Source organism: Nonomuraea sp. NPDC050227 (assembly GCF_044459705.1).
Lineage (GTDB): Bacteria > Actinomycetota > Actinomycetes > Streptosporangiales > Streptosporangiaceae > Nonomuraea.
Genome location: NZ_JBITJF010000003.1, coordinates 871,670 through 897,736, shown reverse-complemented (window position 1 = coordinate 897,736; position 26,067 = coordinate 871,670). Strand labels below are relative to the sequence as shown.

Below are 26,067 nucleotides of genomic sequence, written 5' to 3'. Positions count from 1 at the left end.
CATGACGACAAGGATTCTCATCTCCGGAGCCGGCGTCGCCGGTCCGGTCCTGGCCTACTGGCTCACCAGGCACGGCTTCGAGGTCACCGTCGTGGAACGGGCCCCGAGCCTGCGTAAGACGGGCGCGCACGCGGTCGACCTGTTCCGGCCCGCGATGGACATCTCGGAGAAGATGGGTGTGCTCCCGCGCGTCGAGGAGCGGGCCACCGGCACCAGCCGGATGAGCGTCCACCAGGAGGGCGCGCGGCGTCCCGTCCGGGTGGACCTCTCCAAGATCTTCGGCGCCGCCTCCGGCCGGCACGTCGAGATCATGCGCGACGACCTGAGCGAGATCTACCACGATGCCGCCCGCGACGACGTCGAGTACGTCTTCGGCGAGTCGATCACCGCGATCTCGCCCGCCGGCGAGGTGCGGTTCGAGAACGCCGCGCCGCGCCGCTTCGACCTCGTCGTCGGCGCGGACGGGCTGCACTCGAACGTGCGCCGCCTCGTGTTCGGGGACACGCCCGGCGCCTTCATCGGCGCCTACTTCGGGGTGCTGACCCTGCCGAACGTCTCCGGCCTCGACGGCGAGCTCCTCATGCACGTCGGCGTCGGCCGTACCGTCGGCGTCTACGGCGCGCGTCACCTCGACGGGGCGCGGGCGTTGTTCCTGTTCCGGAGCGCGTACGAGCTGGACTGCCATCACCACGACGTGCACCGTCAGAAGAAGCTGCTGCGCGGGGCGTTCGCCGGCATGCACCCCGCCGTTGACCGCTGGCTGGACGAGCTGGACCGCAGCCCGGCCTTCTACTTCGACTCGATCAGCCAGCTCCGCATGGACTCCTGGTCGCGCGGGAGGGTGACGCTCGTGGGCGACGCCGGCTACAGCCCCGGCCCGGCCGTCGGCGGCAGTACCAGTTTGGCCGTGGTCGGCGCGTACGTCCTGGCGGGGGAGCTGGCGCGGGCGGGCGGCGACCACGAGCGCGCCTTCCCCGCCTACGAGCGGGCGATGGCCGAGCACGTGCGTGGCAGCCGCGAGGCCGCGCTCAGCGCGGCGAAGACTCTGATCCCCACCTCACGACTCGGGGTGGCGGGACTGGCGCAGGGAGCTCGCCTGATCTCCGGCCTGCCGTCCGGGATCGGCCGCGCCCTCCTCCGCCTCACCACGAAGAGCGCGCGCCTCCACAACTCCATGACCGTCGAGGACTACCCGTGCCCTCCATCACGGGCCCCGCTCGGGTAACCGCTGTTCGTCGGCGAACCGGGGAATTCGCCCAGCGGGAGGGCGTACGAAGGCGCATATGACGCGGCTGCAGTGACGAGCAGAATGGTGCTGCCCGACCGCTCATACAGCCCCAGCTCTGCCGCGGGTCCCTTCATCTGGCGCGCCACATGCTCCACAGCCTCATCCGGGAGCTCGGCCCGGCCGCGAGGAAAGCGGCCGTGCTGGGTGTAGAACTTCAGCAGCAGCGCGAATCCCAGCCGTGTCGCACCACGCGCATGAGACGAGAACCTTCTCGTCCTCCAGGACTGTCCAGTGCTCGACCAGGTCGTCAATGCCCAACGGCGCGCGCTCCATGCCAGGAGATCCATCGTGGCCACTTCACCATTGCAGCGGCGTATCAATCATGATCATCCGCGTTGGGGGCTGGTGACACGTTCGTTCGGCACCCCATACTGGTTCGTCTGACCACTCGGAGTGACGGACGGTGACCACAAGTGATGGAGACGGGGCCCGACGAGGCGCTGAACCTCGCCGTCCTGCGCGTGCGCGGCCCCGAGGGGGACGTGGCGGGCGCGGGCTTCCTCATCGCGCCCGATCGCGCCCTCACCTGCGCGCACGTCGTCTCCGGCGCCCTGGGCCACGGCGACGGCCCGCCGCCGCCGGACGCCTGGGTCACCGTCGAGCTGCCCTTCGCCGGCGACCCCGCGCCCGTGCGCGCCCACGTCGAGCACTGGGTCCACACCGCCGCCGACGGCTCGGGCGACATCGCCGTCCTGCGCCTGGACGCCGCGCCCCCGGGCGGGCGCCCGCTGCGCATGGCCGAGCCGCGCAGCCTGTGGGGCCACCGGGTCGTCGTCGCCGGGTTCCCGCCCGGCCTGCGCGGCGGCGGCTGGCACACCGGGCGGCTGCTCGGCGGCACCCAGCAGGGCTGGCTCCAGTGCGCCCCCGACGACCCCCGCGGCGTGCCGATCGAGAGCGGCTTCAGCGGCAGCCCCGTCTGGGACGTCGAGCTCGGCGACGTCGTCGGCATGGTGGTCGCGGCCCAGCCCGGCGGGCCCCGCCAGGCGTTCGTGATCCCCACCCGGTCGCTCACCCGCGCCGTCCCGGCCCTGGCCGCGACCGTACGGCCGGCCTCGCCGTTCCGCGGGCTGTCGGCCTTCCGCGAGGGCGACGCCGCCGTCTTCTTCGGCCGCGACGTGGAGACCGCCCAGATCGCCCGCCTCCTCCAGCCCCATCCCGAGGTCACGCTCACCGGCCCGTCCGGCTGCGGCAAGTCGTCGCTGGCGCTGGCCGGGGTCGTGCCCGCCATGCGCCGCCAGGGCTGCCAGGTCGTCGTCCTGCGGCCCTCGGCCGTGCGGTCCTGGCCCGATGCGCTCGCCGCCGAGCTGGCCGCCCTGTCGCACCCGGGCCTGACCGGGGCCGACGCGCTGGCCAGGGCCGACGCGCTGCGCGAGCCGCTGCGGAACGGCCGGCTGCCCGACGTCGTCGCCCAGGTCCTGCGCGACACCGGCGCGACCGGCCTGCTGCTCGTCGTCGACCAGGCCGAGGAACTGCTGGTCGGCGACCCCGAGCAGGCCGACGACGCGGCCGTGGTGCTGGCCGCGGCCCGCGCCTGCCCGGCCGTGCGGGTGCTGTTCACGCTGCGCGCCGACTTCCTGCCCGCCGCCCTGTCCCACCCCGCGCTCGGCGGCGCGCTCGGCCGCGAGACCTACGGGCTCACCCCCATGACCCGCGACCAGCTCCGGCAGGCCGTCGAGGCGCCGCTGGACGCCGTCCCCGCCGTGACGTACGACCCCGGCCTGGTCGACCGCATCCTGGGTGACGCCGGGGGCGCGCCCGGCGCTCTGCCGCTGATCGGCTTCCTGCTGGACCGCCTCTGGCACGAGCAGGAGGGCGGCCGCATCACCCACACCTCCTACGAGGCGTGCCGCGGCGTGCGCGGGGCCCTGGGCGCGCAGGCCGAGCAGGTCTGGGCGGCGTGCGTGCCCGAGGAGGACACCGCGGCCGGGGAGGAACTGCTGTCCCGGCTCGTCCGGGTCACCGCCGGGGCGCACGCGCCGCTGCGCCGCCGGGTCACCCGCGAGGAGGCGGGGGAGCAGCGCTGGCGGACCGCCGGCCGGCTGGCCGCCGGGCGGCTGCTCGTCATGGACACCGGCGCGGACGGCCGCCAGACCGTCGAACTGGCCCACGAGGCGCTGATCACCGAATGGCCGCGGCTGGCCGGGATCGTCGCCGCCGACCTGAAGTTCCTCGAATGGCGCGACCTGCTCCACCAGGACATGGGCCGCTGGCGGCAGGCCGGGCGCGCCCCCGACCGGCTCCCCGGCCCGCCCGAGCTGGCCGCCGCCGCCCGCTGGCTCGCCGAACGGCCCGCCGACCTGACCGAGGACGAGCACGACTACCTGCGCCAGGGCCGCCGCCGTCAGCGACGCCGCACGCTGCGCCGCCGGAGCGCGATCACCGGCGCGGGAATGGCGCTGCTGACGGTCCTCTCGCTGGTCGCCTGGACGCTCTACCAGGGCCGGATCGGCGAGCAGCGGGCCGCCGAGTCCCGCTCCCGCGCCCTGGCGGGCGCCTCGGCCGACCTGGCGGAACGCGACCCCGAGCTGTCGTCGCTGCTCGCCGTCGGCGCCTACCGCGCGGCCCCCACCCAGGAGGCCAGGGCCCAGCTCCTGCAGCGCTACGTCGAACACCGGTACACCAAAGGCGTGGCCACGGGCGCGCTCGGCTCCATCACCGCCGCCGACGCCAGCGACGACGCCCGCGTCCTGCTGGCCACCACCACCTCCGCCGCCGGCCGCGCCACGCTGTTCACCCGCGGCCCCGACGGCCGCTACCGGCCCGCCCACCTGCCCGACCGGGGCGGCACCAGCCGGCCCGCCGTCTCCGCCGACGGCGGCCTGATCGCCTACGCCCTCGACGACGGCGGCATGGTCTGGCACCGCGTCGACCCGCGCGACGGCGAGCTGCTTGACCAGGGCCACGTCCTGCCCCGCCAGGACCGGGCCGCCCCGGCCGGCGAGCTCGCCGCCGACGAGCCCGCCGCCGACGTCAGGGCGGACGGCGACGACGGCTGGATCGTCACCGCGGGCCCGAAGAAGCTCGTGCTCCAGTCGCTCGGCGCCACCGGCACCCCCCGCACCTGGGTGTACGACCTGCCCGCCGACCTGGTCCGGTTCGGCCCCGACGCCACCACCCTGGTCGTCCGGGAGAAGGGCGTGGCCAAGGTGTACAGCAGCAAGGGCAGCCCGGTGTGGCGGCAGCTGACCATCCGCGAGCTCGGCCCGGCCGACGGCCTGGCCGTCTCCGGCGACGGCGCCACCGCCGTGACCTGCCGGACCAGCGACGACGGCCGCGCCGCCACGTACACGGGCTTCGCGGTGCGCGACGGCGAGCGACTGGGCGGCTTCCAGGCCGGACGCCCGTGCGGCGCGTTCGTCGTCGACCGCGAGGGAAGGCGCGTGGCCGAGCAGGGCGCCGCCGGCTGGGAGCTGGTCGACCTGGCCGGCGGCCGCGCCCTGTCGCGCGCCTGGATCGACGCCCAGACCAGTGCCGCCCCGGTCGCGCTGGTGGGCGCGCCCGGCGCGCAGGAGCTGCTCACCAGGTCGCCCGACACCCTGGTGCTGACCGCGCTGCGCGACGGCGAGCAGCTCATCGGCAACCCGGCGCTGCTCCAGGGCGGCCCCCGGATGGTCGCCCAGGCCGACGGCGGCGCCCGGCTGCGCCTCATGGAGACCGGCGATCCGCAGCGCACCCTGGCCGACGTCTCCCGCGCCAAGAGCCCGAAGGGCCTCGACGCCGACGGCGACCCCGTCGCGGACGAGTCGGGACGCCTGCTCGCCGACGCCGTCGCCCCGACCAGGGTCGCCGTCCGCGCGCTGCCCTCGCTGTCCCCCCTCGCCGAGGTCACCACCGCCCGGCCGCCCGAGGGCACGCAGCTGACCTACTTCTTCAAGGACGGCGACCTGTTCACCGTCGCCGGCCGCCGCCTGGAGCGCTGGGAGCCGGCCACCGGCCGCCGCAAGAGCGCCTTCGACGTCGCCGGCCCCGGCGCGGTCGTCACGGAGGTGCAGGTCAGCCCGTGGAGCGACGGCCACCTGATGGTCGCCGTGCAGGGCGCCGACCATCTGCGCACGATCGACCTGCGTACCGGCGAGGAGGTCAAGGACCGGCGGCTGACCGTGGGCGCCGACGTCGTCAGCGGGTTCGTCTTCGACCGCACGGGCACCCACCTGCTGCTGTTCCGCAGCGGCATGCTGCCCGAGGTGTGGCTCACCCACCCGCTCAGGAAGGTGCTCGGGCCGCTGCGCTCGTCGGGCGAGAACATCCGCGGCGGCGAGCGCATGACCTCGATCATGCCGGAGAACGCGGGCCGGCTGTTCCTGTTCCGCGAGCGGGAGATCAGCGTCTACGGGCTCGGCGGGACCGGGGTGTCCTACGAGGAGGGCTACACCTTCCGCCAGGCCCAGGACTTCCTCGACATCTCGCCCGACGGCTCGCTGCTGCTGCGCCTCAAGGGCGGTGACGGCGCCACGGGCTACTCCACCGACCTGCTCCGGCTCGACCCCGGCAGCTGGCGGGCGCGGCTGTGCGAGGTGTTCGGCCGCCGTCTCACGCCGGGCGACCGGCAGCAGGTGCCGATCGCCCTGCCGGACGCGGTCTGCTGACCGTCACGGCTTGCGCCCGACCCCGCCCAGGAAGGTGTGGTACGTGATGCCCAGGGCCGGCCGGTAACCCGGCTCCGGCCGCCACTCGGCCAGCGGCACCAGGCCCGGCTCCAGCAGCTCCAGGCCGTCGAAGAAGCCGCGGATCTCCTCGCGGGTGCGCCAGCGCCCGGTGCCCATGGTGTCGTTGAACAGCCGCTCGGCCTCGAACGCCTGCCGCGACACCTCCGGGCGCTCCTCCATCGGGTTGTGGAAGTGCGAGACGGCGACGTGGCTGCCGGGCGCGAGCCGTCCGACCAGGCGCGCGGCGATGCCGGCCGGGTCCTCCTCGTCCGACAGGTGGTGCAGGATCCCGAACAGCAGCAGGCCCACCGGCTCGTCGAGGTTGAGGAGCTGCCTGGTCTCGGGGTGGTCGAGGACGTCGTCGGGGCGGCGGATGTCGGCCTCGATGACGGTGGTGCTGTCGTCGACGGCCAGCAGGGCCCGGCCGTGGACCAGCACGATCGGGTCGTGGTCGACGTAGACCACCCGGCAGCCCGGCGCGGCCGCGTGGGCGATCTCGTGCACGTTGCCCTGCGTGGGCAGCCCCGACCCGATGTCCAGGAACTGGCGGATACCGGCCTCGACGACCAGGTCGCGGACGACGCGGGCCAGGAAGTCCCGGTTCGACCGGGCCGCCTGCGGGGCGTCCGGGGCGATCCGCAGCGCCATCTGGGCCACCTCGCGGTCGATCTCGAAGTTGTCCTTGCCGCCGAGCATGTAGTCGTAGACCCGGGCGACGCTGGGCTTGGTGGTGTCCACGCCGAGGGCGGGCGCGTCCTGCTCGTCGTCGGCCACGGTCGGCTCCTTCGGTTGCGTCGGGCGAGTCCGGCTGGCGTGATCATACGTCCAGGGACGCGGAAAAATCAGGCCCGGGCCGGGCCGTACGGGCTACGGGATTCCGGCGGCCCGCGTTGACATGATGACCCCATGACGATCGAACCACTGGCCCCGGACACCCTGCTCACCACCACCCGCAGCGTGCGCAGGCGCCTCGACCTGTCCCGCCCGGTCCCGGCGGAGCTGGTCCGACAGAGCCTGGAGGTCGCGCTCCAGGCGCCGAGCGGCGGCAACCGGCAGGGATGGCACTGGATCGTGGTCACCGACCCCGAGCGGCGCAAGGTGATCGGCGACTACTACCGGCGGTCGTGGAACAGCTACCACACCTCCGACGGCTCGGCCCGCTCGATGTTCCGGGACGACCCGGCGCGCGCGGCCGTCCAGGAGCGCGTCAGCGGCAGCGCCGCCTACCTGGCCGAGCACATGGGCGACGTCCCGGTGCTGGTGATCGGCGCGATCGAGCTGCCCGGCGGCCGCCTGCCCGAGGGCAACCAGGCCGGGCTGTGGGGCTCGCTGCTGCCCGCCGCGTGGAGCTACATGCTCGCCGCGCGCGCCCGCGGCCTGGGCAGCGCGTGGACCACCCTGCACCTGGAGTACGAGAGCGAGATCGCCGAGCTGCTCGGCATCCCGGCCGAGGTGCGCCAGGGCGTGCTGCTGCCCACCGCGTACTTCACGGGGGAGAGCTTCCGGCCCGCCGCGCGGCAGCCGCTCGACGAGGTGCTGCATCTCGACCGCTGGTGACCCGGCGACCCTGCGGGGGCGCCTGGAAAACCGCTTGTCCGGGGGTGGGCGCGGCCCTACCTTGTGACGGTCGTACGTCAATCGCGTCGTACGTCGACCGAGAGGACTTCACTTGCTGGGCGCCCGCGTGCACGCATACCTTCGAGCGGCGGCCGGAACCCGGGCACACCGGGCCGGGCCGTTCCTGATCCGCTTCGACGAGCACGACGACGCGCCGCCGTTCAACTACGCCATCCCCGACGACGACCTCGCGCCCACCGGCGAGCAGGTGGCCGCGCTGGCCGCCGCCTTCCGCGAGCGCGGCAGGACACCCCGGCTGGAGTACGTGCCGCAGGTCGCGCCCAAGGTGGAGGAGGCCCTGCTGGCCGCCGGGTTCGCCGTCGAGGGGCGCTTCCCGCTGCTGGTGTGCCCGGCCGGGTCGCTTGCCGAGCCGCCCGCCGACGCCGCCGTACGCCTCGCGCTGGTGACCGACGACCCGGGCCTGTGGCAGGTCGCGCGGGTGATGAACGCGGCCTTCGACGCGCCCGAGGCCACCGAGCACGACGTCGCGCGGCTGCGCGGCGTGCTCGACCGCGGCGGCCTGGTGGCCGCGGCCGCCGACGTCGCCACCGGCGAGGTCGTCGGCGGCGGGCAGCTCGGCGGCCCCCAGGAGGGCGTGGCCGAGGTCGCCGGCATCGCCGTGCGCGACACGCACCGGCGGCGCGGCATCGGCGGAGCCGTCACCGCCCTGCTGACCAGGGCGGGCGTCGACGCCGGCATCACCATGCCGTTCCTCACCCCGGCCGACGACGCCGCGGGCCGCGTCTACGCCCGCGTCGGCTACCGCAAGGCGGGCGAGGTGCTGCACATCTCGGCTCCCTGACCCTCTCGCCGACGCCCCGGCCGCCGGCTCAGCCGCAGTCGCAGCAGCCGCCGCAGTCGGGGCAGTCGCAGCTGCTGCAGTTGTCCAGGTAGCAGCGTTCGCAGCAGGGCCGTCCCGCCTTCTTGCTCCACCTCGGCCGCCAGAGCCCGCAGGTCAGGAACGTCGCCACCCCTGCCCCCGACCTGCGGATCCAGCCGGGACGCCGGTAGGAGGCCGCGCCGAACGAGCGCTCGACCGCCCGGCGCACCTCGGCGCCGAGCAGCCGCTCCACCAGGTGCCGCTCGTCCAGCTCCAGGTCGGCCACGGCGAGGGCGAGGCCGTGGGCGGCGTCGTCGCAGAGTTGCCGCGCCCGCTCGCGGCCGGTGCCGGTGGCGGTGAGCGGGTTGAACGCGCCCCGCTCGTCGTCGGCCGCCTGGTCCTCGACGGCGTCCAGAAGGTGTGCGATGCGGCCGAAGAACCGGCCGGCCTCGGCCAGCGCCGCCGCGTTGCCCGGCCGTCCGGCCAGCAGCGCGGTGTGGGCGAAGGCCGCCGCCACCGCCTCCTCGGCGGGCGCCGTGAGGTCGAGCACGTCCATGGGGATGGCCAGGGCCCGGCGCTCGCGTTCGAGCTGCCGGTCGACCGTCGCCGACAACACGGCGGTGTCGAAGCCGACGCCCGAGGCCAGCCTGGCGCCGCCCGCCTGCCAGCGGGCCGCGAGCAGGCGGCGGGCCGGAGCCGTGGCCGGGGCGGCGTCCCCGTCGGCCACCTGGTCGCGCAGCCTGCCCGCGGCCAGGACGAGCGACACCCCCGCCGCCAGCCGGGCGCCGCGACCGCGGGCGTCCACCACGTCGGCGGAGCGGAACCCACGCAGCGCGCACGGCCCGGCCGTCCGGTGCGGCACGGCGGCCGGGAGCTGGGCCTCGGTCAGCACCGAGAGGATCAGCGTGTCGTAGTTGGTGGTCAGCCGGGCGGCGTGTCCCTGCCCGTCCCGCAGGGTCAGGCAGAGCCCGCACAGGTGCGCCCGCCACGCCGCGCGTACCGCCGCGCACCCGTGCTCACCGCACGGACGGATGATCCCGAACACACGAACCTCACAAGATCCGGAAAACGCTGGAGGAATCGTACGGGCGATCGCCCGCACGCGGCACCGCGGGGTTCAGGCGCGCGGTTCAGGCACGGGTTCGGGCGCGGGGTCGGGCACGGGGCGGCGCGCCCGTCTGGCCGCCACCGTCAGCACGACGGCCCCGGCCAGTGTGAGCAGCGCGGTGAACAGCCACTCGTCCGAGCCCTCCGGCCCGTAGACGCGGGTCAGGCGGCCGGTGTCCACGGCCGCGGTGGCCTGTCCCGCCGCCAGGGTGCCGCGGTCGCTGCCGTACAGCTCGACGTCGCGCCGCCGGATCCGCCCGTCGCCGGAGGCGAAGTCCCCGGCCCAGACGCAGGACTCGTGCCCGGGATGCCGCACGCACCGCAGCTCCCGGGCGGTGAACGCGCCGCTCACCCCGTCGGCGCGGGCGGCCCGTACGACGGGGCCGAATTCCGGCACGGACACCAACAGCAGCAACAGCCCCACGACGGCCAGCGCCACCGTGAACCCGCCCGGACGTCGTCTGGTGACCGCCATGAGCTAGTGCGCCACCGCGCAGGTGCAGGCGGCCCCGCCGTGCTCGGCGGCCCGGCGGTGGAGCAGCATCGCCACCACCATCGGCGCGAAGACGACCGCGTTGTAGAACAGGTGCAGCTCCATCCGGGGCAGGAAGATCTGCAGGACGCTGGTCGGGACCGGCCGTCCGAGCAGGTACAGCCCGGTGATCTTCTGCACGAGCAGCAGCAGGTGCTCCATGTGGTGCCAGACCTGGATGCCCAGGGAGATGTTCCACCACGTGCGCGAACGGCCCGCGAACCCCTTGCGGAGCATGACCAGGCCCACGAGCATGAGCAGCGCGTACCCGTAGTGCATCCACTCCGAGGTCACCAGCCACGGGAACGGCAGGCCGAGCACCCCGCGGGCCTCGCTCAGCGGCCACCCCCAGACGTAGACCTGCACCGCCTGCACCAGATGCTCGGCCCAGTGGGCCACCACGATGAGCATGAAGACCGTGAGTGCCGCCTTGTGGTGCCGTCCGTTGAGCGTGGACGCGCTGATCGTCGTCGCCATTCCTCACCTCGTGTCTGTCGCGCTGACGCTGGCGCGATGATCTCGGACGGCACTGGGAACGGGCTTGCATCCTCTTTGCAGTTGGCTGGGAGCGGCGGGGGCACCGGCGGGCGGGCCCGCCGGCTCGGCCTCCGAAGAACGCGGTCAGGGCAGCGGGGTGGCTTCCTTGACGTGGTTGAGGTGCACGATCACGTCGAAGGCCGCTCCCAGGGCCAGCGGCCGGTTGAACTGCTCGGGCACGTACGTGGCCGGGATGGTGAAGGTCGGGCGGGCGGTGTCCAGCCACGCTCGGGTGGACGGAGTGCGGCCGGCGCGGCGCAGGTCCACGTAGTAGTCGCGGTGGCGAACCCGGTCCAGGACGGCCTCGCTGCTGTCCGGGACGGGGGCGCCGGTGTCGAAGACGGCGACCTTGCCGGTCTTGGGGTCGGTGGCGCGGAAGCGGCCGCTGTGGATGGTGGTGCCGATCGCCACATAGGAGGTGCCGGCCAGGGAGCGCAGGACGTTCCCCTGGGTGACCGGGTACAGATCGGGCCAGGCCGAGACGTAGCCGATGTGCCCGTTGTGCGCGGCCGCCACGGTCTTGCTGCCGGTGTGGCGCTGCCACCACACGGTGTTCTCGGCCATGGACCGGTCACGGTGACGGTGCAGGGCGGACCCGTCGAGTGCGTACATGGTGGTCATCTGGACGATGACGCGGGCCTCCTGCAGGACCGTCGGGCTCGCCTTGCCGCTGCCGTCCAGCAGGCGGTAGGCGGCCTGCGCGTCGCCGGCCAGGGCGGTGCGCCGCTCGGCCGGCAGTGCGGCCAGGGTGTTCATCCGTTCCTCCACGCCGGCGGGCAGGGCGAGCAGGCCCGCGTAGCGGCGACGCAGTTCGGGCTCCAGCGACGGCTGGTGCTTCTCGGCCCAGGTGAGGATGCGCCGGTACTGCTCGGGAAGGACGTCGCCGATGTCGAATCCCATCACGCGCAGCTTGCGCGAGGCGGTGCGGTTGTAGTCGCGCATCCACTCGTAGAGGTCCATCCACTCCTGGGTCCTCCACGAGCCGTAGGACTGCTGGAAATCCTCGGCCATGATCTTGCGCAGGTCGCCCTTGCCGGTGCGCACGTACTCGTCCAGGCGGACGCCGGCCGACCAGGGCGCCTCCAGCGCCAGCGTGGTGAAGCCCTGGGTCTGCACCAGGTGCCGGAACATCCGGTGCCGCAGCGTGAACAGCTCCTTCGAGCCGTGCGTGACCTCGCCGATCCCCACGATGGTGGCGCCCTTGGTCATCGCCGACAGCGCCCGCAGGTCGCGGGACGGACCGCCCGGGACGGTGCTGGTCAGTTCCTGAGCGTGGCGCTCCAGGTCCGCCACCACCTGCTCCTGGCCGGCGTCGGCGGCCGCCGCGGAGACGCGGGCGGCGGGGGCGGAGGTGGCGAACGCCGGAGCGCTCAGGCTCGTCAGACAGGCCGCCAGCGCCAGGGTGACCGGCACGGTACGACGCAGAGTGTTGCTCGACAAGACAGATCCTTACGTTGGGTGTCGGATGAAGTAATCACCAACGTAGGGAGCGGCGAGGGCGGGTTCGATCCCGCCCGCTGGCCGGTCGATGGTGGTGCTGGCTACCGCACGCCGCCCGCGGTCCAGCTCGCGAGGCCGTTTTTCAGAGGCCGGATGTCAGAGGACGGCTTCAGGCGCCGAGGTAGCGCAGCACGGCGGCGACCCTGCGGTCCATACGGTCGCTGGGAGCCAGGTCGAGCTTGGCGAAGATGTTGCGGATGTGCTTGTGCACCGCCCCCTCGGTGATCACCATTTTGTCGGCGATGGCCAGGTTGCCCAGTCCTTCGGCCATCAGCGCGAGCACCTCGCGTTCGCGCGGGGTGAACTCCTCCAGGGGGTCGCGGCGGCGGGTGAACAGCTGGGCCACCACGTCCGGGTCGATGGCGGTGCCGCCGTCGGCGACCCGGTTCAGCGCCTCCAGGAACTGCTCGACCTTGCCGACCCGCTCTTTGAGCAGATAGCCGACCCCGTGCGTGCCGACGGCCAGCAGGTCGGTCGCGAACGCCTGCTCGACATGCGCCGACAACACCAGCACGCCCAGGTCCGGATGCAGGCGCTTGGCCGCCACGGCGGCCCGGATGCCCTCGTCGGTGTGGGTGGGCGGCATGCGCACATCCACCACCGCCACATCGGGCCGGTGCTCTTCGACCGCGGCCAGAAACCCCTCGGGTTCGCTCGCGGCCGCGGCCACCTCGATGCCCTCCCCGCTCAGCAACAGCACCAGGCCCTCGCGCAGCAGCGCGTCATCCTCGGCGATCACGACTCGCACGGCAGTTCCACCTCGATCACAGTCGGCCCCCCATCGGGGCTGGTCAGGGTCATCGTTCCGTCATGGGCCTCGACGCGGCGGCGGACCCCGGCCAGCCCGGTGCCCGCGTCGTCGCGGGCGCCGCCCTTGCCGTCGTCACGCACCTGGACGCGCAGCACCGGGCCCACACGTTCGACGACGACCTCCGCGTGCCGGGCGCCGCTGTGCTTGCCCACGTTGGTCAGCGCTTCGGCCACGGTGAAGTAGGCGGCGCTCTCCACCGACAACGGCACCACGGCGAGCTCACCCACCCGTACCCGGCAGGGCACCGAGCATCCGGCGGCCAGCGCGTCCAGCGCGCCGGCCAGCCCCTTGTCCTCCAGGATCGGCGGCAGGATCGCGCGCACCACGCCGCGCAGCTCCGCCAGCGCCTGCTCGGCCGCGTTCCTGGCACGCTCCAGTGCGTGCGCGGCCAGGGCGGGATCGCGCTGCAGCGCGCGCTCGGCCGCGGCCACCGTGACCACGACCGCGTTCAGCCGGTTCTGCGCGCCGTCGTGCAGGGCCCGCTCGATCCGGCGCAGCTCGACGGCATGCGCGCGCAGCGCCCCCGCGCGGGTCGCGGTCAGCTGCGCGATGCGCTGCGACAAGTCGATCGAGGCGTGCGGGACCAGCAGTTTTCTGGCGGGCAGCGCCTGCAGTCGCGCCAGCGCAGGGAAGAGGCGGACCAGGGCGACCACGACGGCCAGGCCGATCACCGAGGTGGCGATCGCGCCCGGCCAGGTGGTGACCGGGACGGCGAAGTTGGTGAGCTGATCCTCGCGCGCCAGAAACTGCCAGTAGAGCGGGTAGGTGACTTCCCGCAGCGCCGCCACCGGCATGACCAGCCCGAGCAGGCCGCAGACCGGGCCCACCACGGCGTAGAGGGCCAGCCAGCCCAGGTCGCGCCAGGTCGCCGGGTCGGCACGGGCCGCCCGCATCCTGGCCGCCCAGCCTCGGGGCAACTGCTCGGCGGACATCTGGTACGGGCTGACGATCTCGACACCCGCGCCGGCCAGGCGCCTGCGTTCCCACTCGGCCGTGTTCCTGGTCATCGCGATCATGGCCGGCACCAGCACCAGCCCGACCCCGACCAGGCTCAACGCGGCCACCACCAGCCAGCACAGCGCGACGACGACGGCCATGAACGCGGTGCCAAGCCCGCCGGCCAGCCGTTCCAGACTTTCAAGGATTCCCCGCAACACTGGCGCCATAGTAGGTGAAAGGGGACACAACTTGCTCCAGCCCGCTGTACCACGGCCAGGCAGCGTGCGGGATTTCCACAGATCGGGCCCGTTTCTAGGGTTCTGGCCATGACCGATCCCTATCGCATCTCCAGCCCCGACTCCGACCCCGCCGGCCCGCGGGCCGCCTCCCGGCACGCGGCGCGCAGGCAACCGCTGAGCAAAGGCGCTCTCGCGCTGCGCGCCCTGCTCTGGCTCGTCCTGATGGCCAGCTCGGTCGTCAACCTGATCGCCAACAGCATCGGCCGTGGCTGGACGCTCGGCCTGGCCTCGGGCGGCGTCGCCATCGTGTGCGTCGTCGCCCTCATCGTGCATCACGTGAGCAGGCGCAGGACATGAACCACGTCGTCCCTCGCCCCGCACCAAGGAGGCCCGCTGGGCCTGACAGGCACGGCGATCCGGCCGCGCCCGCGGCCGGGGAAGAACGCCCAGGTCATGGGGGGAATGCCGGGAGCTTGCCAGTGGTTTACATACGCATACCCCGAGGGCTTTGGCAGTGATTGAGGCTGTTTGCCCGGGGTTTACGGTTCAGAGGTAGATCTTTGCCCGTTTTGGGGTGTTAGATTTGCGTTTGTCCGTTTCTTGGGATAGTGTTGTATCTATCCAGCCGGTGGAACCGCACGTGACTTCATCACGTCCGTCGGACCACCAAGTGCGCTCCACGTAGCGACCGATGGCGTTTGTGCCCGGCTACGGCCTTCATGTCTTGTCTGAGTCAAGCGAGCGCATGCCCCCCTGATGATCGATGTCACCAAGGAGACTGCTGATGACTGCTCGCCTGCGTTCTTTCGCCATGCTTTCCGCCGCTGCTCTGTCGGCGCTGACGATCGGTGCCGCCGCTCATCCCGCGAGCGCTGATGCGGATGTGAACGGTCAGGGTGTGCTGGCCGGTTCGACGACCGCCTCGTACTTCTGGGACGACTCCTCGGGTCGCGCCGGTGACACGGGTCTGCCGGCGGCCGGCAAGCCGATGCAGAAGGGTCTGGCGGCTTCGCCGTCGTGGCCGCTGATGACCGAGGGTTACGTGGTCTACCAGGGTAAGAAGCTGCCGTTCTTCGTGGGGGACCGTGGTCCTGGTGACCCCTCCAGTCGTGGGGTGATGCTGGACCTGGACGCCAAGACGTTCGCCGAGCTGACCGGTGGCCGGTTCAATCCGGACACGCTGGGTGTGGACGGTGTGAAGGGCGAGGGTCACATCAAGATCCAGTACGTGGTCACCAAGTGGGGTGACGGCGTGGGCAGGAAGGCCGCTCCGGTGGCGTTCGACACGGGTGCCTGGCGTCAGCAGGACACCGGCACGGCTCCGGTGTCGGTCAAGAAGTAGCACGCGCGCACGACGAGAAGGGCGTTCCCATCGGGGGACGCCCTTCTCGCATGTTCAGAGCACCGAACCCGATGGCCCGGTCGTCATCGTGACCCCCGACCCGGCGAACTCGCCCACGTCGGCGACCGCCGCCTGCCCCTCCTCGCTGCTCATCGCCGCGATGAACGCCTGCTCGTCGTCCCAGGTCAGTACCGCGACCAGGTGGTAGGCGGGCCGCTGACCGCCGCCGGCCACCGGCCGCTGGACGGTGTAGCCCCGCAGGCCCGGAAGCTTGGCCGCCAGGGGCGCGTGGATCTCGTCGTAGTGCCGGTCGAAGGCCGCGACGTCCTCGGGGTGGTGGTAGAGAACGATGAGCTGGAATGCCATGGTCCGCCTCCGGATCGTGATGTCCTGTCACGAAATCACACCCCGGCGGCCCCGTGGAAGCCCGCGCGGCGGCCGGGTCAGCCCGGTACGCGGGTGACCAGGATGCCGTCGTCGTCGCTGAACAGCTCGGCCCCCGGCGAGAACGTGACGCCGCCGAACGTCACCGGCACGTCCCGCTCGCCCGTGCCCGTCTTGCCGCTCTTACGCGGGTTGGAACCCAGGGCCTTCACGCCGAGGTCGAGCTCGCGCAGCGCGGTCACGTCCCGGACGGCGCCGTGGATCACCACGCCCGCCCAGCCGGCCGCCACCGCCCCGCCCGCGATCATGTCGCCCATCAGCGCGGCGTGCAGCGAGCCGCCGCCGTCCACCACCAGGACCCGGCCCTCGCCGGGCTCCGACAGGACCGCCTTGAGCAGGGCGTTGTCCTGGTGGCAGCGCACGGTGACGATCGTGCCGTGGAAGGCGCGGCGGCCGCCGTACTGGCGCAGCTGCAGGTCGCAGGAGTCGAGCTCGTCGCCGCGCTCGTCGTACAGGTCCGCGGTGTTCATGGGGGCCCTTCCCGGCGGGGGTGTCAGCGGTCGCGTTCATGCTGCCACGCCGGGCCCGCCGGAGGCCGGCCGGGCGGGAAGCGTTTCCCACGTTTTCCCAACCGGCGGCCGCGGCCTACCCCGGCGGTGCCGGCCGGTTCCCGGACGGAACGCATCGCCGCCGGGCCCCGGGTCGCCGCCGGCCGCGCGGGCGTTCCGGCTGCTGGGCAGGCAGGGGTGCCTGGATCGGCGCTGATCAGCCGCCGGGTACCGTCGGGGGCCACGGTGCCGCGCCCGGTCAGCGGGCGTTTCCCGCGCGCAGCCAGGAGACGTAGTCGGCGATCCCGGAGGCGGTGTCGTAGGCGGGCTCGAAGCCGGTGTCCTCGCGCAGCCGGGTGACGTCGAGGCACAGGTCGCGGCCGGGGCCGGCGGGGTCGCGGCCCTCCCGCAGCTCGACGTCCGCGCCGGGCACCGCCCGCCGGATCGCCGCGGCGACCTCGCCGTTGGTGGTCATCCGGCCGGTGGCGACGTTGTACGTGCGGTGGCGCAGCCGCTCGGCCGTCTGCAGCAGGGCGATGGCCCGGCCGCAGTCCTTGACGTAGCACAGGTCGCCGCCGTCCCCGGCGTGCGCGCCCCACGCGGGGGGCGTCAGGTCCGGCGCGGCCCCCTGCACGGCGGCGTGCACGAGCTGCGGCAGAAGGAAGAACGGCGAACGCGCGTGGCCGAGCGGCCCCCAGATCGCGCCGATGCGGAGGTTGACCACCTCCAGCCCGGCGGTCTCGGCCAGATGACCGGCCATCAGCTCGCCGATCTTCTTGAACGTCGGGATCGGGTGGCCGGCCGACATCGTCAGCGGCAGGTCCTCGGCCAGCGGGCTCGGGGCCTCGACGCCGCCGTAGACGCCGATGGTGCTGGCCAGGCCGAGCCGGGACACCTGCCATTCGGTGGCGGCGTGGAAGACGTTGAGCAGGCTCGCGACGGACTTCTCGACCCCCTCGACCGGCTCGTGCGCGCCGACCGGCCAGGGCATCGAGCCCGCCAGGTGCATGATTCCGGTGATCTTGTGCCGGTCGCCCAGGGCGAGCAGCGCCGCCCGGTCGGTGAGGTCGGCCCGCTCGACGACGAGCCGCCCCTCGGCCTCCCCGGCCAGCGGCGCGGGCACCTCGGGAGCCCTGCGCTGGACGAGCACGACGGATTCGCCGAGGTCGAGCAGCGCTCGCGCGGTGTGCGTGCCGATGAAGCCGAGCCCGCCCGTGATGAGGATCATTGCCCCAACTCCTTTTCATCAGTACTGCTGATCGTCAGTAGCACTGATGATTACCGTAGTACGAGGAGCCGGCTGCTGTCCAACGGGCGCAGGACGGGTCCCGCGCCGAACGGCGAGGTGAGCCCGCGGGCGGCGGATCCTGATTCATCCCGCTAAAGTTCATGATTCGGTACCGCTGCTGTCCCAGGAGTCACCGCCTCATGCCGAACGCCGAGCCCTTACGTCCTGGAGATCCCACGTCCTTGGGGGCCCACCGGATCACCGGATGGCTGGCCTCCGGCGGGCAGGGGGTCGTCTACCTCGGCCAGGGGCCGGACGGGCGGCCCGTGGCCGTCAAGGTCCTGCACGGGATCGTGGCCGGTGAGCGGTTCGCCGCCCTGACGGAGGCGGCCCGCCGGGTGGACTCGCCGGGCGTCGCGCGGGTGCTCGACGCGGCCTGGGGGCGGCTGTCGTACATCGTGAGCGAGTACGTGGAGGGGCCGTCGCTGGCCGAGGTGGGCCGGCTCGGCGGCGGGAACCTGCGGCACCTGGCGGTCGGCACGGCCACGGGGCTGGCCGCGCTGCACCGGGCGGGGCTCACGCACGGCGACCTCAAGCCGTCCAGCGTGCTGCTCGGCCGGGACGGCGCACGCCTGGTCGGCTTCGGCACCGCGGGAACCGGCCCGGGCTCCGGCCGCGCCGGCGCGGGCACCGGGCCAGGGCACGGCTCCGACGGCGGCGCGGTGGCGTACATGGCGCCGGAGCAACTGGACGGGCACACGGCGAGCGCAACGTCGGGGGCGGCGGCGGGTGCGACGTCGGCGGCGACGGCGGGTGCAGCGGCGGGAGCGGCGGCGGATGTCTTCGCCTGGGCGTCGGTGATGGTGTTCGCGGCCACGGGCCGGCCGCCGTTCGGCGACGACGCCCCGGCTGCGGTCGCCGGACGCATCCTGCGCGGCGAGCCCCAGCTCGGCGACCTGCCGGACCCGTTGCGCGACATCGTCCGCGCCTGCCTGGCCAAGGATCCGCAGGCCCGCCCGCCCATGACGGCCGTCCTGCCGCTCGTCCTGGGCGAGCCCCACCCCGCCACCCCGGAGCCTCCCGAGGACTCTCGGGACGCTCCCGCGGGAACGGCCGCGGAGCCTCCTGACGACCATCGGCACGCTCCCGCGGGGACGGCCGACGGTCCGGTCGCCTCGCCGGCGGGCCGGTCCAGGTGGGCGGTGGGACGGCGGTCGCCGGTGCTGGCGCTGGCGGCCGGGGCGGTGGCCGTGTCGGTGGCGGCCGGCGTCGTGGTGTGGAACTCCGGCAAGCGCCAGGCGGACGCCGAGGTGCGGTCCGCCCGTGAGCCCGTGCGCACGTCCGCCTCGGCGGGACCGTCCCGGCACGGCACGGCCGCGTCGAGGCCCACGAGGACGCCGCAGCACCGCGCGACCCGCCCCACCCCCTCCGCCACGGGCCCGTCGGAACGCTCCACGACGCCGCCCGCCACCACCCGCAGGGCCTCCTTCGCCCTGGCGTACGTGCGGGTCCAGGGCTCCTCGACGATCAACTCGGCCGGGGTCGCCTGCTACACCGGCGCGGTGAACTTCGCCGCCGGGGTGAACGCCAGCCGCCCCGGCGCCGCCTACTCCTACCAGTGGCTCTACGACGGCAGGGTCATCGAGCGCGGCTCGTCCCGCTTCCCCGCCAACAGCCGCAGCGGCTACGTCAGCTCCAGGAGGCTCATCACCCCCGCGAAGGGCAGGCACACCGTCACCTACCGGATCCTGACCCCCTCGCCCAGGACGAAGTCGGTCAGGTTCACCATGTGCGCGCCGTAGGCGGGCACGAGAAGGGCGGGCCCGCGTGGTGCGGACCCGCCCTGATGGCAGCCACGGGCATCACAGCCCGTAGCTGACCACCCAGTATCCGTTGTACCGTCCGCCGTAGCAGGACAGCCTGGTCGGGCTGTGCCAGCTACGCACGACGTCGCCACCGCCCAGGCGGCAGCGCAGCGAGGTCACGTACCGGTAGTTGTAGCCCCAGTCGCGGTCGCCGTCGCGGTAGCGGTCGTCGTCGTCGCGCTCCTCGTCCCGGTAGCGGTCGTCGTCGCGGTAGCGGTCGTCGTCCTTGCAGCGGTCGTCGTCCTTGTCGCGGTCGTCGTCCTGGTACCAGGCGTGTTCCTTGCCGTGGTCGTCGTCCTTGCACCGGTCGTCGTCGTCGTCCTTGTACCGGTCGTCGTCCTGGTACCAGGCGTATTCCTTGCCGTGGTCGTCGTCCTTGCAGCGGTCGTCGTCCTTGTGCCGGTCGTCCTTGTCGCGGTCGCCGTCCCAGGAACGGTCGCCGTCCCAGTGGTGGTCGCCGTGGCGCCTGTGGTGGTGCCACCACGGGTCGTCGGCGAGGATGTACGGACCCCTGACGTCGTAGTCCGGGGCCACGTACTCGATCGGCTCCGGACGCGGGTCGGCGGCAGCCGGACCGGCGGTGACGAGCGGAAGAGCGCCTGCGGTGGCGCAAGAGACAAGTGTTGCGATGAGTCGTCGCATCACACCGATCCAATCACTGTCGATGATCTAACCGCTACAGATAGTAACCGCAGGTCAGCGACTTGAAACGCGGCCCGGAGGGCTCCGGGTCGCCCCTTCGGAAGCCCTTTGCGTGCCGAACGGCAGGCAACAGAATCCCTCAAGACCCCTTGACTGCACACGCAAACCGACGGACGATCCTGTTTGATTTAGTCGGATCATGTTGGGTCCTCACCCCTCGGTGTTGAAGGAGTCCCATGCGTGCGATCCTTCGGTCAACCCTCGCCCTGGCCCTCACCGCGACCTGCCTGACCGCCGTCGCCGGCCTCGCGCCCCCCGCCGCCGCCCTGGACAACGGCCTGGCCAGAACGCCCCAGATGGGGTGGAACGACTGGAACAGCTTCGGCTGCTCGGTCAGCGACGCGCTCGTCAGGCAGACGGCCGACGCCATGGTCGCCTCCGGCATGGCCGCGGCCGGCTACACCTACGTCAACATCGACGACTGCTGGTCCACCAGGACCCGCGACGCGGCCGGCGACCTCGTCCCCGACCCGCAGAAGTTCCCCGGCGGCGTCAAGGCCGTCGCCGACTACGTGCACGCCAAGGGGCTCAAGCTCGGCATCTACTCCTCGGCCGGCACCACGACCTGCGCCGGCTACCCGGCCAGCCTCGGCAACGAGCGCAGGGACGCGGCCCTGTGGGCGTCCTGGGGCGTGGACTACCTCAAGTACGACAACTGCGGCGACCACCTCGGGCAGAGCGCGCAGCAGCGCTACACCGCCATGCGCGACGCGCTGGCCGCCACCGGCCGGCCCATCCTCTACAGCCTGTGCAACTGGGGCCAGGACGCCGTCTGGACCTGGGGCATGCCGGTCGGCAACTCCTGGCGCACCACGGGCGACATCCAGGCGAACTGGGGCTCGGTCATGGGCATCCTGGACAGCCAGGCGGGGCTCGCGGCGTACTCGGGGCCGGGCGGCTGGAACGACCCCGACATGCTGGAGGTCGGCAACGCCGGGCTCACCGCCACCGAGTCGCGGGCCCACTTCAGCCTCTGGGCGCTGCTCAACGCGCCGCTCATCGCGGGCAACGACCTGCGCTCGATGAGCGCCGAGACCCGGACGATCCTCACCAACGGCGAGGTCATCGCCGTCGACCAGGACTGGGGCGGCCGGCAGGGGCAGAAGATCGCCGACAGCGGCGACCTGGAGGTCTGGCGCAAGCCGATGGCCGCGACCGGCACGGGCACGGGCTCGGCCGCCGTCGTGCTGCTCAACCGGGGCGGCGCCGCGGCCACCGTCTCCACCACCGCCTCCGCGCTCGGCCTCGGCGCCGCCGCCACCTACTCCGTACGCGACCTGTGGGCCCACACGACCGGCTCCTCGACGGGCACGATCAGCGCCTCCGTCCCGGCCCACGGAGCCGCCATGTACGTCGTCACCGGCGGCGGCACGCCCCCCGCGGCCACCGCGCTCAAGGGCGCCGGCTCCGGCAGGTGCCTGGACGTGCCCGGCGCGTCCCAGACCAGCGGCACCCAGGTCCAGATCTGGGACTGCAACGGCGGCGCCAACCAGCAGTGGACCCCCACCACCGCGGGCGAGCTGCGCGTCTACGGCGGCAAGTGCCTCGACGTGTACGACCGCGGCACCGCCGACGGCACCCGCGTGATCATCTGGGACTGCAACGGCCAGACCAACCAGCAGTGGCGGCTCGGCGCCGACGGCACGCTCACGGCCGTCGGCGCGAACAAGTGCCTCGACGTGCCGGGCAACGCCACCGCCAACGGGACCAGGCTCGTCATCTGGACCTGCAACGGCGGCGCCAACCAGCGGTGGACCCGGGCCTGACCCCGCACGCGACCCCATCCGCCCGCGGGAGCGGGCCGCGCTCAGGCCACGCGTAGGACGATCTTCCCCTGGATGTGGCCCCGCTCGGCGCGTTCGTGCGCCGTCGGGGCCTCCTCCAGCGGGAAGACGCTGTCGACGCCGACGCGCAGCCGCCCGGCGTCGATCAGCTCGGCCAGCGCGGCCATCTGGGCCCCGTCGGAGTGCACCTGGCCGCCGCGGCGCACGATGCCGCGGCGGGCGAGCTCCTCGTCGTGGTAGTCGCCGAAGAAGACCGGGCTGAGCGTGCCGCCGTCCTTGAGCATGGGCAGCAGCGTGTGGCCGTCGGGGCCGCCCACGGTGTCGATCAGGCAGTCCACGTCGCGCACCGCGTCCTGCGGCCGGACCCGGGTGTAGTCGACGAACTCGGCCACGCCCAGGTCCTTCAGGAACGCCTCGTGCCGGCCGGAGGCGACGCCGATGACGTACGCGCCGAGGTCCGCGGCGAGCTGGACGGCGAAGTGGCCGACGCCGCCGGCCGCGCCGTTGACCAGGACCCGGCTGCCGGGCCGCAGCCCGATGACGTCGTGGACGTACTGGTAGGCGGTGAGCCCGGCCATCGGCACGGCGGCGGCGGTGACGTGGTCCACCGAGGCGGGCTTGCGGGCCAGGTGGCCGGCCGGGGCGGTGGTGTACTCGGCGTACCCCCTGCCGCCCTCGTCGCCGACGCGCGGGAAGCGGACGAGGCCGTACACCTCGTCGCCCGCCCGCCACTCGGTGACGCCGGGGCCGACGGCCGTCACGACGCCCGACACGTCCGAGCCGGGGGTGAAGGGCAGCGGGATCTCCGGCCGCATCGACGGCGGAATGTTGGCGAACCCCCGGCGGGCGTACCAGTCGGGCGGGTTGAGCGCGGCGGCGCGCACCCGCACCAGGACCTCGCCCGGCCCCGGCGCGGGCCGGGGCACCTCCTCCAGACGCAGGACCTCGGGGCCGCCGGTCTCGTGCACGCGGATGGCCTTCATCATCGATTCTCCTCGGGGAGACGGGCGCCGCTATGATGCGGAGCAGTGTTCCGGATCATAACTGGAGCACTGCTCCGCTTGTCAATCGCCGGAAGGTATCGGATGACCTCAACACCCCGGAACCAGCGCGCGGACGCCCAGCGCAACCGGGAACGCATCCTGGCCGTGGCCGCCGCCGTCATCGAGGAGCAGGGCACGGAGGCGTCCCTGCGCGACGTCGCGCGCCGCGCCGAGGTCGGCCTGGGCACCCTCTACCGGCACTTCCCGACCAGGGAGGCGCTGCTGGAGGCGCTGCTGCGGCAGCGCTTCGACCTGCTCGCCGAGCGCGCCAGGACGCTGGCCGGCGCCGCCGCGCCGCACGAGGCGCTGGTGGAGTGGCTGCGCTCGTTCGTCGCGGGCGCGGGCGCCTACCGGGGGCTGGCCGCCTCGATGATGGCCACGATCAACGACGAGGGCTCGCCGCTGCACGCCTCCTGCCACGCCATGCGCCAGGCGGGCGGACGGCTGCTGGAACGCGCCCAGGCCGCCGGCGAGGTGCGCGCCGACGTGACAGGGCTCGACCTGTTCGCGCTGGCCAGCGCGGTGAGCTGGATCGCCGACCAGGCCCCCTCGCTGGCCGCCCGCGGCGACCACCTCTTCGGCCTGATCATGGACGGCCTGCGCCCCCCGGAGCGGCTCACCGGCCCGGCGTCCACCCCAGCGGCACCAGCCTGAGGTCGAACTCGACCTCCTCGTACGGCCCGTCCATCTCCCAGCCGCCGGTACGCGGGACCGGCCGCCGCACCAGCGCCTCCTTGACCGCGAACGCGGCGTCGGAGCCCAGGTAGGGGTCGCCGGCCAGGAACACGTGCGTGGTCAGCGGCCGGTGGCCGGGCGCGGTGACCTGGTAGTGCAGGTGGGCGGGGCGCATCGGGTGCCGTCCGATCGCGCGCAGCAGCCGGCCGGCGGTGCCGTCGGCGGGCACCGGGTAGCTGCTCGGGCGGATCGTGCGGAACCAGTAGCGGCCCTCCTCGTCGGCGGTGAACAGGCCGCGCAGGTTGCCGGGCCGCTGGGCGTCGTCCTGGCTGTCGTAGAGGCCGTCGTCGGCCGCCTGCCACAGGTCCACGGTCGCGCCGGGCAGCGGCGTGCCGTCGCAGGACAGCACCCGTCCGTGCACGACCATCGGCGTCCCGCGACCGCGTTCGGGGCCCTCGCTGATCCAAGCGCCTGGCTCGCGCCCGGGGGCGGGGGAGTGGAAGGGGCCCTCGACCGAGGAGGGCGTCATGTTGTCCGGGCCGGCGTGGTTGACGTCGTCCACGGCGGAGGTGAGGCCGAGCATGTCCGACAGCAGCACGAACTCGTCGCGGTCGGGCGTGCACCACCTGCCGGTCTCGGCGAGGAAGGCGAGCCCGGCCCGCCACTCGGCCTCGGTGGGACGCACCTCGTCCACGAACGCGTGCAGGTGGGCGATCAGCGCGGAGACGATCTCGCCGACCCGCGGGTCGGGGGCGTCCACCTGGTCGAGCACCTGCCGCACGAGCTTGTCTGTCATGGCGACCGTCCTTGACGGGGACCGTGGGGGTTCATTATCGGCGTCCGGCCGGGGCCGGGGAAGGCTCAGGCCAGCACGCGGACCACGCCGGCGAACAGGCGGGGCAGCCGGCGCGCCGCCGGGACCACCAGGCGGGCCGTGCCGGGACGGTGGGCGGCCTGCACCAGCGCCGCCGTCAGCAGCCGGTGCGTGCGCGACAGGCGCAGCCACGCGCCGTCGTAGTCCTGCGGACGGTCCGCCGCCAGGCACCCGACCAGCAGCTCCGCCGAGCGCACGGCCAGCGAGACGCCCTCGCCGGTGAGCGCGTCCACGTAACCGGCGGCGTCGCCGACCAGCAGCACGCGACCGGCCCGGCGGGAGCGCACCGCCTGCCGCAGCGGGCCCGCGCCGCGCACCGGGGTGACGGCCGGGCCGCTCAGGCGGCGGGCCAGCCCGGGGAAGCCGCGCAGGTGCTCCTCGAAGCCGCGCCGCGCCGAGCTGAGCACCGCGACGCCCACCAGGTCGTCGCCGACCGGCGTGACGTACGCCTCGCCCGCCCCCGACCAGTGGACCTCGACGAAGTCGCTCCACGGCTCGATCCGGTAGTGCCTGCGCAGGCCGTACCGGCGGGGGCCGCGTACCGGCAGGTCGAGGCCGAGCGAGCGGCGCAGCGGCGAGTGCAGGCCGTCGGCGGCCACCAGCCAGCGGGCCCGCAGCCCGATCGCGCTCACGCCGTCGCGGTCCTGGTCGGCGCGGGTGATCCGGCCGGTGACCGTCTTGACGCCCAGCTCGGCGGCCCGCTGCCAGAGCGCGGCGTGCAGGCTCGTGCGCCGGACGCCGAGCCCCGGCCCGGCGGCGAACGCGGCCCGCGCCTCCCGCCGCCCGTCGAGGTAGTGGATGCCGCGGAAGCCCCGCCCCTCGACCGGCGCGCCCATCGCCGCCAGCGCGGCCACCCCGCCCGGCATGACGCCCTCGCCGCACGCCTTGTCCACCGGCGCGGCCCGCGGCTCGACGACCACCGCCTCCATCCCGGCCAGCGCCGCGTGGATCGCCGTGGCCAGCCCCGCCGGCCCCCCACCCGCCACGAGCACGTCGATCACCGGCCCGCCTCCCGGCCATCCGCCACGAGCACGTCGATCACCGGCTCACCCCCTGGTCGCGAGGGCGAGCGCGGCGTTCTCGCAGCGGATGCGCACCACCATCAGCGCGGCGTTGAGCAGCGTGAAGGCCAGCGCCGTCAGCCACGCCGTGTGCACCAGCGGCAGCGCCAGCCCCTCGGCCGCCACCGCCACGTAGTTGGGGTGCCGCAACCATCCCAGCCGGTACGGCCCCCGCCGCACCAGCGGCAGCCCCGGCACCACGATCACCTGCGTGTTCCACCGCGGCCCGAGCGCGGTGATGCACCACCACCGCAGCGCCTGGGCCGCCACGACCACCGCGAGCATCGGCCAGCCGAGCGCGGGCACGAACGGCCGCCCGGCCAGGGCCACCTCCAGCGGCGCGCACACCAGCAGCCCGGTGTGCAGGGCCACCATCCACGGATAGTGCCCCCGCCCGGTCACCACGCCGCCGCGCGCCATGCTCCACGCGGCGTTCCGCCTGGCGACGACCAGCTCGGCCAGACGTTCCAGGCCGACGAGCACGATGAGCACCAGATACCAGGTCACAGGCCAACCACCAGCCGA

At 73.7% G+C, this 26,067-nt stretch carries 25 protein-coding genes; 9 read left to right on the top strand and 16 right to left on the bottom strand.

Annotated features, from left to right (window positions below; genetic code table 11):
* Position 1: 1 nt before the first annotated feature.
* On the top strand, positions 2-1,225 hold the full coding sequence (locus tag ACIBK9_RS16435; RefSeq protein WP_397158834.1) for an FAD-dependent monooxygenase: 1,224 nt from the start codon (positions 2-4) through the stop codon (positions 1,223-1,225).
* Here the strand turns inward: ACIBK9_RS16435 and ACIBK9_RS16430 are convergent.
* Entirely contained in the window at positions 1,189-1,575 is a 387-nt protein-coding gene (locus ACIBK9_RS16430; RefSeq protein WP_397158832.1) for a DUF4158 domain-containing protein, read from the bottom strand. The two genes, ACIBK9_RS16435 and ACIBK9_RS16430, sit on opposite strands and share 37 nt — an antisense overlap.
* A gap of 129 nt (positions 1,576-1,704) precedes the next feature.
* On the opposite strand from ACIBK9_RS16430, the gene ACIBK9_RS16425 reads away from it, so the two are divergent.
* Positions 1,705-5,874, top strand: a complete 4,170-nt coding sequence (locus ACIBK9_RS16425; RefSeq protein WP_397159000.1) for a trypsin-like peptidase domain-containing protein — start codon at positions 1,705-1,707, stop codon at positions 5,872-5,874.
* Positions 5,875-5,877: 3 nt separating this feature from the next.
* On the opposite strand, the gene ACIBK9_RS16420 is transcribed toward ACIBK9_RS16425, so the two are convergent.
* Positions 5,878-6,708: an SAM-dependent methyltransferase gene (locus ACIBK9_RS16420; RefSeq protein WP_397158830.1), complete on the bottom strand. Its 831-nt coding sequence runs from the start codon at positions 6,706-6,708 to the stop codon at positions 5,878-5,880.
* A 132-nt stretch (positions 6,709-6,840) separates the two neighbouring features.
* Here ACIBK9_RS16420 and ACIBK9_RS16415 point away from each other — a divergent pair, with 132 nt between their 5' ends.
* Together ACIBK9_RS16415 and ACIBK9_RS16410 are read left to right on the top strand one after the other, a co-directional pair.
* Positions 6,841-7,491 (top strand): nitroreductase family protein, encoded by a 651-nt coding sequence (locus ACIBK9_RS16415; RefSeq protein WP_358303027.1) that lies wholly within the window; start codon positions 6,841-6,843, stop codon positions 7,489-7,491.
* A gap of 127 nt (positions 7,492-7,618) precedes the next feature.
* Positions 7,619-8,353, top strand: coding sequence for a GNAT family N-acetyltransferase (locus tag ACIBK9_RS16410; protein WP_397158828.1), 735 nt, complete (start codon positions 7,619-7,621; stop codon positions 8,351-8,353).
* 28 nt (positions 8,354-8,381) lie between these two features.
* Here the strand turns inward: ACIBK9_RS16410 and ACIBK9_RS16405 are convergent, their stop codons facing one another.
* The 6 genes from ACIBK9_RS16405 to ACIBK9_RS16380 all read right to left on the bottom strand — a co-directional run bounded on the left by ACIBK9_RS16405 (position 8,382) and on the right by ACIBK9_RS16380 (position 14,015).
* Complete coding sequence (locus tag ACIBK9_RS16405; RefSeq protein WP_358303033.1) at positions 8,382-9,416, bottom strand: DUF5685 family protein; 1,035 nt, start codon at positions 9,414-9,416, stop codon at positions 8,382-8,384.
* A 72-nt stretch (positions 9,417-9,488) separates the two neighbouring features.
* Positions 9,489-9,953 (bottom strand): hypothetical protein, encoded by a 465-nt coding sequence (locus ACIBK9_RS16400; protein WP_397158826.1) that lies wholly within the window; start codon positions 9,951-9,953, stop codon positions 9,489-9,491.
* 3 nt (positions 9,954-9,956) lie between these two features.
* Complete coding sequence (locus tag ACIBK9_RS16395) at positions 9,957-10,487, bottom strand: hypothetical protein (protein WP_358303037.1); 531 nt, start codon at positions 10,485-10,487, stop codon at positions 9,957-9,959.
* A gap of 144 nt (positions 10,488-10,631) precedes the next feature.
* Positions 10,632-11,987 carry an erythromycin esterase family protein gene (locus ACIBK9_RS16390; protein WP_397158823.1) on the bottom strand — a complete coding sequence of 452 codons (1,356 nt, stop codon included), beginning with the start codon at positions 11,985-11,987 and terminating at the stop codon, positions 10,632-10,634.
* Positions 11,988-12,156: 169 nt separating this feature from the next.
* Positions 12,157-12,795: a response regulator gene (locus ACIBK9_RS16385; protein ID WP_397158821.1), complete on the bottom strand. Its 639-nt coding sequence runs from the start codon at positions 12,793-12,795 to the stop codon at positions 12,157-12,159.
* Positions 12,783-14,015, bottom strand: a complete 1,233-nt coding sequence (locus tag ACIBK9_RS16380) for a sensor histidine kinase (RefSeq protein ID WP_397158819.1) — start codon at positions 14,013-14,015, stop codon at positions 12,783-12,785. The genes ACIBK9_RS16385 and ACIBK9_RS16380 overlap by 13 nt, the downstream gene beginning before the upstream one ends.
* 108 nt (positions 14,016-14,123) lie before the next feature.
* Between ACIBK9_RS16380 and ACIBK9_RS16375 the strand changes: the two genes are divergently transcribed.
* Both ACIBK9_RS16375 and ACIBK9_RS16370 read left to right on the top strand, forming a co-directional pair.
* On the top strand, positions 14,124-14,393 hold the full coding sequence (locus ACIBK9_RS16375; protein ID WP_397158817.1) for a hypothetical protein: 270 nt from the start codon (positions 14,124-14,126) through the stop codon (positions 14,391-14,393).
* 427 nt (positions 14,394-14,820) lie between these two features.
* Positions 14,821-15,378 carry a hypothetical protein gene (locus ACIBK9_RS16370; RefSeq protein ID WP_397158815.1) on the top strand — a complete coding sequence of 186 codons (558 nt, stop codon included), beginning with the start codon at positions 14,821-14,823 and terminating at the stop codon, positions 15,376-15,378.
* Positions 15,379-15,432: 54 nt separating this feature from the next.
* On the opposite strand, the gene ACIBK9_RS16365 is transcribed toward ACIBK9_RS16370, so the two are convergent.
* The 3 genes from ACIBK9_RS16365 to ACIBK9_RS16355 all read right to left on the bottom strand — a co-directional run bounded on the left by ACIBK9_RS16365 (position 15,433) and on the right by ACIBK9_RS16355 (position 17,538).
* Positions 15,433-15,744 carry an EthD family reductase gene (locus ACIBK9_RS16365; RefSeq protein ID WP_358302368.1) on the bottom strand — a complete coding sequence of 104 codons (312 nt, stop codon included), beginning with the start codon at positions 15,742-15,744 and terminating at the stop codon, positions 15,433-15,435.
* A gap of 77 nt (positions 15,745-15,821) precedes the next feature.
* Complete coding sequence (gene rraA / locus ACIBK9_RS16360; protein ID WP_358302365.1) at positions 15,822-16,292, bottom strand: ribonuclease E activity regulator RraA; 471 nt, start codon at positions 16,290-16,292, stop codon at positions 15,822-15,824.
* 277 nt (positions 16,293-16,569) lie between these two features.
* Positions 16,570-17,538, bottom strand: coding sequence for an NAD-dependent epimerase/dehydratase family protein (locus ACIBK9_RS16355; RefSeq protein WP_397158813.1), 969 nt, complete (start codon positions 17,536-17,538; stop codon positions 16,570-16,572).
* 200 nt (positions 17,539-17,738) lie between these two features.
* On the opposite strand from ACIBK9_RS16355, the gene ACIBK9_RS16350 reads away from it, so the two are divergent.
* The gene (locus ACIBK9_RS16350; protein ID WP_397158811.1) at positions 17,739-19,340 is read left to right on the top strand and encodes a protein kinase; all 1,602 of its coding nucleotides are present in this window, start codon (positions 17,739-17,741) and stop codon (positions 19,338-19,340) included.
* A 60-nt stretch (positions 19,341-19,400) separates the two neighbouring features.
* On the opposite strand, the gene ACIBK9_RS16345 is transcribed toward ACIBK9_RS16350, so the two are convergent.
* Positions 19,401-20,045, bottom strand: a complete 645-nt coding sequence (locus tag ACIBK9_RS16345; protein ID WP_397158809.1) for a hypothetical protein — start codon at positions 20,043-20,045, stop codon at positions 19,401-19,403.
* Positions 20,046-20,281: 236 nt separating this feature from the next.
* Here ACIBK9_RS16345 and ACIBK9_RS16340 point away from each other — a divergent pair, with 236 nt between their 5' ends.
* Positions 20,282-21,871 (top strand): glycoside hydrolase family 27 protein, encoded by a 1,590-nt coding sequence (locus tag ACIBK9_RS16340; RefSeq protein WP_397158807.1) that lies wholly within the window; start codon positions 20,282-20,284, stop codon positions 21,869-21,871.
* Positions 21,872-21,912: 41 nt separating this feature from the next.
* Here the strand turns inward: ACIBK9_RS16340 and ACIBK9_RS16335 are convergent, their stop codons facing one another.
* On the bottom strand, positions 21,913-22,875 hold the full coding sequence (locus tag ACIBK9_RS16335) for an NADP-dependent oxidoreductase (protein ID WP_397158805.1): 963 nt from the start codon (positions 22,873-22,875) through the stop codon (positions 21,913-21,915).
* 99 nt (positions 22,876-22,974) lie between these two features.
* Here ACIBK9_RS16335 and ACIBK9_RS16330 point away from each other — a divergent pair, with 99 nt between their 5' ends.
* Positions 22,975-23,586 (top strand): TetR/AcrR family transcriptional regulator, encoded by a 612-nt coding sequence (locus ACIBK9_RS16330; protein WP_397158803.1) that lies wholly within the window; start codon positions 22,975-22,977, stop codon positions 23,584-23,586.
* Here ACIBK9_RS16330 and ACIBK9_RS16325 read toward each other — a convergent pair.
* The 3 genes from ACIBK9_RS16325 to ACIBK9_RS16315 form a co-directional block, all read right to left on the bottom strand.
* Positions 23,549-24,403 (bottom strand): dioxygenase, encoded by an 855-nt coding sequence (locus tag ACIBK9_RS16325; protein ID WP_397158802.1) that lies wholly within the window; start codon positions 24,401-24,403, stop codon positions 23,549-23,551. The genes ACIBK9_RS16330 and ACIBK9_RS16325 overlap by 38 nt on opposite strands.
* A gap of 65 nt (positions 24,404-24,468) precedes the next feature.
* Positions 24,469-25,482: an NAD(P)/FAD-dependent oxidoreductase gene (locus ACIBK9_RS16320; protein ID WP_397158800.1), complete on the bottom strand. Its 1,014-nt coding sequence runs from the start codon at positions 25,480-25,482 to the stop codon at positions 24,469-24,471.
* Positions 25,483-25,527: 45 nt separating this feature from the next.
* Entirely contained in the window at positions 25,528-26,049 is a 522-nt protein-coding gene (locus tag ACIBK9_RS16315; protein WP_364340187.1) for an isoprenylcysteine carboxylmethyltransferase family protein, read from the bottom strand.
* Positions 26,050-26,067: the final 18 nt, after the last annotated feature.